The sequence below is a fragment of the Paragemmobacter kunshanensis genome (genome assembly GCF_011059185.1).
Lineage (GTDB): Bacteria > Pseudomonadota > Alphaproteobacteria > Rhodobacterales > Rhodobacteraceae > Paragemmobacter > Paragemmobacter kunshanensis.
Genome location: NZ_JAALFE010000057.1, coordinates 1 through 5,546 on the forward strand (window position 1 = coordinate 1; position 5,546 = coordinate 5,546).

The 5,546-nt window shown below is 65.9% G+C and carries 7 protein-coding genes and 1 pseudogene; 5 read left to right on the plus strand and 3 right to left on the minus strand.

The annotated features are described in order from the left end of the window. The first annotated feature begins 70 nt into the window (after positions 1-70). On the plus strand, positions 71-481 hold the full coding sequence (locus G5V65_RS21340; protein WP_165054552.1) for a hypothetical protein: 411 nt from the start codon (positions 71-73) through the stop codon (positions 479-481). 447 nt (positions 482-928) lie between these two features. Here G5V65_RS21340 and G5V65_RS21345 read toward each other — a convergent pair whose 3' ends face one another. Then, positions 929-1,594: an SOS response-associated peptidase gene (locus G5V65_RS21345; RefSeq protein WP_165054553.1), complete on the minus strand. Its 666-nt coding sequence runs from the start codon at positions 1,592-1,594 to the stop codon at positions 929-931. 89 nt (positions 1,595-1,683) lie between these two features. Between G5V65_RS21345 and G5V65_RS21350 the strand changes: the two genes are divergently transcribed. From G5V65_RS21350 to G5V65_RS21360, 3 genes are read left to right on the plus strand one after another with little or no spacing between them, the layout of a single operon-like run. Continuing rightward, a complete protein-coding gene (locus G5V65_RS21350) occupies positions 1,684-3,009 on the plus strand; it encodes a site-specific DNA-methyltransferase (protein WP_165054554.1) in 1,326 nt (441 codons plus the stop codon). Further along, on the plus strand, positions 3,009-4,013 hold the full coding sequence (locus G5V65_RS21355) for a DNA cytosine methyltransferase (protein ID WP_165054555.1): 1,005 nt from the start codon (positions 3,009-3,011) through the stop codon (positions 4,011-4,013). The genes G5V65_RS21350 and G5V65_RS21355 overlap by 1 nt, the downstream gene beginning before the upstream one ends. Next, positions 4,010-4,231, plus strand: a complete 222-nt coding sequence (locus tag G5V65_RS21360) for a DUF7220 family protein (protein WP_165054556.1) — start codon at positions 4,010-4,012, stop codon at positions 4,229-4,231. Before G5V65_RS21355 ends, G5V65_RS21360 begins: the two co-directional genes overlap by 4 nt. A gap of 59 nt (positions 4,232-4,290) precedes the next feature. Here G5V65_RS21360 and G5V65_RS21365 read toward each other — a convergent pair whose 3' ends face one another. Both G5V65_RS21365 and G5V65_RS21370 read right to left on the minus strand, forming a co-directional pair. Beyond that, positions 4,291-4,920, minus strand: a complete 630-nt coding sequence (locus tag G5V65_RS21365) for a DUF3489 domain-containing protein (protein WP_165054557.1) — start codon at positions 4,918-4,920, stop codon at positions 4,291-4,293. 90 nt (positions 4,921-5,010) lie between these two features. After that, positions 5,011-5,235, minus strand: a complete 225-nt coding sequence (locus G5V65_RS21370; RefSeq protein ID WP_165054558.1) for a hypothetical protein — start codon at positions 5,233-5,235, stop codon at positions 5,011-5,013. 111 nt (positions 5,236-5,346) lie between these two features. Here G5V65_RS21370 and G5V65_RS21375 point away from each other — a divergent pair. Then, positions 5,347-5,546: pseudogene (locus tag G5V65_RS21375) on the plus strand (hypothetical protein); the annotation flags it as partial.

The window sequence follows — 5,546 nt, forward strand, 5'->3', positions numbered from 1 at the left end:
GCCGTCAACGCCATGATTTATATGCGAAATATCACGATTACGACAGCGAAATCAGCGACTTACTTGGAGAATGTGGGATAAGAGGGCTTGGTCAAAAGACTTCCTTGCTGAACATGGCAACGCGCCGACTCCGGCTGACGATCTGGCGTTCGCGAAGGTCGCAGCGACGTCTGACCAACTGGAACGGTATAGAAAAGATGCGCGGGACATCCTAATAGCATTCGCCAATCAAACAGTCGACGATGCGCGACCCGACATCGAGCGTGAAGCGATTACTGCAAGGGTTGAAAAGGCCGCCGCAGACATTGGCAGTCAGGCATCATTTTGGAAGCAGGTTGGCTTTGGAATAGTAGCTACGGCAATTAACACGTTAATTTTGATTATTCTTGCCGTCGGTATTCGTTTGGCCGGTATCGATGTCCTGGACATGGTAAACAGCCTTGGACAAACCAATACTGAAGTTCTAACAAACGGTGACTAGATCGGAGATACACTGAAGCGTTCTCCACTCTCTTTTCGGTCGCTGCGGCGGCATAAAGTGTTGCAACACTTTTGTTTTCGACAGCTGCAACAGATCCGTGCTATCTCATAGGCATGATGGGGAGGGTGCGTCGCGGAGACGGCTTTCCCCGTTTTCGTTCTCGGAGGCTGCTGAATCCCGGTATCGAACAAGAGTCCAGCCGGGGGCCATCCCGCTAACCCACTGATTTCCGGTTCCTTCCTGGCGGTATTCGTATGCTGGCGGGCGAAGCGCGGCGCATCGCTAGCGACAGGGCCGGATTTTTGGGAAGCCACCCCGGCCGGAAGCCACCGCACAAGATGAGATAACAGCGCAATAACAGAGACTTGCATGGTGGACTCCGGGGTGGATATCCTGGACTCCGGAATCCACCGCCGCTGGACTCCACCGACCGGGAGCCACCTGCTCTCACACCTCGATGGGCTCGATCAGGCTCGCATCGTCGTTGCGAACCGAGCCGACGGCGCGGCCGACTTCGTGCCACGTCAGGCCATCGAGCGGCAGCCGCGGCACCTCTACACCGACCACCCCCGACAGCCAATCGGGCAGCGTCTGGGGTGCAATCAGCAACGGCATGCGGTCGTGGATCGCCGCCATCGGCCCGCGTGCGGGTTCGGTGATGATGGTGCAAGTCAGCCCCTCGAAGTCGGGCAGGCGCACCTCGGAGCAGAGCCCGGCCATCAGCAGCGCCGGCGCGTTGCCGGCCGGATGGATGTAATGCGGGTGCTTGCCGTCAGGGAGCTGCTGCCACTCGTAGTAGCCGCTCGCCAGCACGGCGCAGCGCCGGTGACGCCATGCATCGCGGAAAGCGGGCTTGCGCGCCGCCTCTTCGACGCGGGCGTTGAAGGTGCTGGCCTTCCAAGTGGCGAGCGGGCTGCGATACCAGCCGGGGATGAGCCACCAGCGGGCCAGCGCGCCCTCGGGGCCTTCCTCCCCTGTTCGGACGATCGGCACCATTGCCGTCGGCGCCACGTTGTAGCGGCTGGGGATCACCCCTTGGGGCGCGCTCGCCAGCGTCAGCCAGGATCGGAATTCGGCCCAGCTCATTTCTGCGAGCGTGATGCGTCCGCACATCGACAATGCCCTCCCGCGCGCCCTGAAGGGTAGCGCATCCCGTCCGGGAACTTGAGCCCGAACGGGACGAAGTTCAGCAAGGAACCCTCATGACCCTCGCCTTCGCCCCCGAGCGGATCGAGACTTGGCCGCTTGCACGCCTCGTGCCCTACGCGAAGAACGCCAAGCTGCATGGGGCCGACCAGGTCGCGAAGATCGCCGCCAGCATGGCCGAGTTCGGCTGGACCGTTCCCTGCCTTGTGGCCGAGGACGGCGAGCTGATCGCTGGGCATGGCCGGGTGCTGGCGGCGACGCAGCTGGGGCTGACGGAAGCGCCCGTGATCGTGCTCGGGCACCTGACGGAGGCACAGCGCCGGGCCTATCGCATAGCGGACAACAAGCTGACCGAACTCGGCACCTGGGACGAGGCGCTGCTGTCGGCGGAACTCAACGACCTCTTGGCCGAGGATTTCGACCTGTCGCTGGTCGGCTTCTCGGATGGCGAGTTGGACAAGCTTCTGGCCTTCGTGCCGGAAGGCGATGGCGAGGAAGCTGGCGCCGGGGGCTCCGTGCCGCCGGTGACCATCCCCGAGCCGCCGCGCAATCCGGCGTCGCGCACCGGCGACCTGTGGATCCTCGGCGATCACCGGCTGCTTTGCGGCGACAGCACCAGCCCTGACGATGTGCGCCGTCTGATGAACGGCGAGCGGGCGATCCTGTTCGCCACCGATCCGCCGTATCTCGTCGATTACGACGGCTCGAACCATCCGACCCGCAACAAGGACTGGTCCGCGTCCTACGGCACGACCTGGGATGACTCTTCGCAGGGGGCCGAGCTCTACGACGGCTTCATCGCCGCTGCCGTTGCCGAGGCGATCACCGAGGATGCGGCCTGGTACTGCTGGCACGCCTCTCGCCGCCAGGCGATGCTGGAGGCCTGCTGGGAGAAGGCCGGCGCCTTCGTGCATCAGCAAATCATCTGGGTGAAGGACCGCGGCGTCCTGACCCGCTCCCACTATCTCTGGAAGCACGAGCCCTGCTTCATGGGCTGGCGGCGTCCGAACCGCCCGCCGAAGGTCGCCGAGCAGACGCTGCCCTCGACCTGGGAGATGCCGTCCTTTGCCAAGGACGAGCGACCCGACCACCCGACGCCGAAACCGCTCGATGCCTTCGGGATTCCGATGCGCCAGCATGTGGCACGCGGCGGGCTTTGCTACGAGCCGTTCTCCGGGTCCGGGTCGCAGATCATGGCAGGCGAGGCCAACGATCGCCGCGTCTTCGCGATGGAAATCAGCCCCGCCTATGTCGATGTCGCCGTGGAGCGCTGGCAGGCCGAGACCGGCAAGGATGCGATCCTCGACGGCGACAGCCGAACCTTCGCAGCCGTGAAGGCCGAGCGGCTGGGGCCCGACACAGATACAGACGCTGCCGCCTGATGGCCGTCTATTACAACGATTCCGACCCCGCGGCCTGTGCCTGGCTGCGGGAACTGATCGCGGTCGGCCAGTTGCCCGCAGGCGAGGTGGATGAACGCTCCATCCTCGACGTGGAGCCGTCCGACCTGCGGGGCTTCACCCAATGCCATTTCTTCGCCGGGATCGGCGGCTGGCCCCATGCGCTGCGCCTTGCCGGCGTGGCCGCGGACCGGCCGGTCTGGACCGGTTCGCCGCCCTGCCAGCCGTTCAGCCAGGCCGGGCAGCGCAAGGGACAGAACGATGACCGCCACCTCGCCCCCGCATTCCTGCGCCTCGTTGCCGCCTGCCGCCCGGACCTCGTCTTCGGCGAGCAGGTTGCCAGCGCGGCGGTGCTCGGAGCGTCTGGCCGAACGGCTGGAACAGCGGCTGCGGACACGGCTGGCTGGGCGTGGTTCGACGCTCTGGCGGATGCGCTGGAGGCGGCATCTTACGCCGTCGCGGCGGCCGATCTGCCGGCTGCGTGCATCGGCGCCCCGCATATCCGCCAGCGGCTGTTCTTCGGCGCCGTCGCCATGGAACCCGGCGATGGCGGGCTGGGCCACGGCCTCGGCGCGCGATCACAAGGACGGTGCGGAATGTCTGAATGTCCCGATCAATGCGCTGCTGGGCCGACAGGTCTGGTTGGCGGGCTGGCCGACGCCGATGGCCGGATCGCCGGCCACAGAGAGCTACAACGCAGCCGGCAATACCGATGCCAGCCGCAGGACCGTGGCGCTACTGAACTGGACGGACCCCTCGTCGATCCCGCCGGGACCGGCGCGACGGACGGCGTCTGGCGCGATCCGGACTGGCTCCTCTGCCGCGATGGGCGCTGGCGACCGGTTGAGCCCGGAACATTCCCGCTGGCTGATGGGATATCCGGCCGCATGGGGCTGCTCAGGGGCTACGGCAATGCGATCGTGCCGCCGCTCGCGGCGGAGTTCGTGACGGCGTTTCTGGAATGCCTGCCGGAGGGTCTGCGATGAGACAATCCCGCGCCATGTCGATGGTCGAGGCTGCGACGAATGTCGTCGTCGGCTATGTGCTGGCCATCGCCACGCAGATCGTCGTGTTCCCGTGGTTCGGGATCGAGACCGGGCTCGGGGAGCATCTGACCATCGGCTTGGCCTTCGTCGGCGTCTCGCTGGCGCGTGGTTACCTGCTGCGGCGGCTGTTCGAGACGATCCGGATCCGGGGCCGATGATGAAAAGCCGCCGCCCGGTCTCCCGGACGGCGGCCATCGACTCGTCGGGCCCAGTTGCGTCAGGCGGCAGGGAGTTTGTACACCCGCCCCCTGTTTTCGACCTTCTCGGAGGTGATCGTCAGCCCCAGCCTCTTCTTGAGTGCCCCGGCAAGGGCGCCCCTCGCCGTGTGAGGCCTCCACTGCAAGGCGGTGGCGATCTCGTCGATGGTGGCGCCTTCCGGCGCGCGCAGCATGGCGATCAGGGTGGCCTGCTTGGTACCCTCGCGCAGCGTGCGCGCCTTGGGCGCGGGATCGGTTTCGATGGCGGTGTCCGGTACTGGCGCGTTGCCCTGCGCGTCCGCCGCGCCCGCAGGCGCAGTCGTCGCGTCCTCTGGCTCGATGCCGATGGCGGCAAGGCCCGCGTCGGTGGCAACCAGCGTAACGCCGTGGCCATCGCCGGTTTCGCGCCACATGGGTTCGCCCTTGCGCAGGTCGGCATCGACTTCCTGCAGCAGGCCCTTGGCGAGCATCGCGCCGACCACCTTGGCGGCATTCGTCCCTTTGGACCTTCCACTGGAAGGTCCAACCCGCCCTTTGGGCGGTCGGTCCTCATCGCCGCGCAGGCTCTCGGGCAGCGGCAGGGCGATGCGCTCGGGCCGCTGGGCGGCGGCGCTCAGGATGATGGCTTGGATATCGGAAAGCTTGGTCATCGTCGTCTCCCGTATCGGGGCGCGCGGGATGCGGGCCCTTCTACGAGTCCAAGCCCGCCAGTCGGCGGGCGGGACCGGGAGCCGGTCGTCTCACTCAGCGTGTTCGCCTTCCCTGAAGGCCATGTCGGTGATCTCGCGCAGGCGGTCGCGGTAGTGGTTCAGGGTGCCGACGTGCCCCCAATGGATCTCGCCGGGGCTGGTCTCGAAATGGTCCGCGCTCAGGATGGCGAGCCGCTGCAGCATCGCGTCGATCTCGGTCTTCGCGGCGATGAAGGCGTCGAGGACCTTGGAATTGTCAGTGGCGCGGCGGGTCATTCTGGTGGCTCCGAGGTGAGTTGCATCGTTTCGTTGGAGACACGTTCGCTCTGTCCGCGATGCTTATCAACGAGATAAGCGCATGATCTTGAATGATAATCGGAGCCGTCGATGCAGGGCATGAGCGAGCGCCAGTACGCCGCCCATGTCGGGCTGTCGCGCGGCGCAATCCAGAAGGCGAAGACCGCCGAACGGCTGGTTCTCTATCCCGATGGCAGCATCAACGCGGCCGCCAGCGACGCCAGGCGTGCCGAGACGACGGACCCGTCCAAGACCCGGAAGCCACCCGAACCGAAGCTGAAGCCCGTCCC

Excerpts from the sequence above, each read along its gene's own strand:
- G5V65_RS21340 (WP_165054552.1), top strand. The coding sequence starts at position 71 with ATGTGGGATAAGAGGGCTTGGTCAAAAGACTTCCTTGCTGAACATGGC.
- G5V65_RS21345 (WP_165054553.1), bottom strand. The coding sequence starts at position 1,594 with ATGTGCGGACGCATCACGCTCGCAGAAATGAGCTGGGCCGAATTCCGA.
- G5V65_RS21350 (WP_165054554.1), top strand. The coding sequence starts at position 1,684 with ATGACCCTCGCCTTCGCCCCCGAGCGGATCGAGACTTGGCCGCTTGCA.
- G5V65_RS21355 (WP_165054555.1), top strand. The coding sequence starts at position 3,009 with ATGGCCGTCTATTACAACGATTCCGACCCCGCGGCCTGTGCCTGGCTG.
- G5V65_RS21360 (WP_165054556.1), top strand. The coding sequence starts at position 4,010 with ATGAGACAATCCCGCGCCATGTCGATGGTCGAGGCTGCGACGAATGTC.
- G5V65_RS21365 (WP_165054557.1), bottom strand. The coding sequence starts at position 4,920 with ATGACCAAGCTTTCCGATATCCAAGCCATCATCCTGAGCGCCGCCGCC.
- G5V65_RS21370 (WP_165054558.1), bottom strand. The coding sequence starts at position 5,235 with ATGACCCGCCGCGCCACTGACAATTCCAAGGTCCTCGACGCCTTCATC.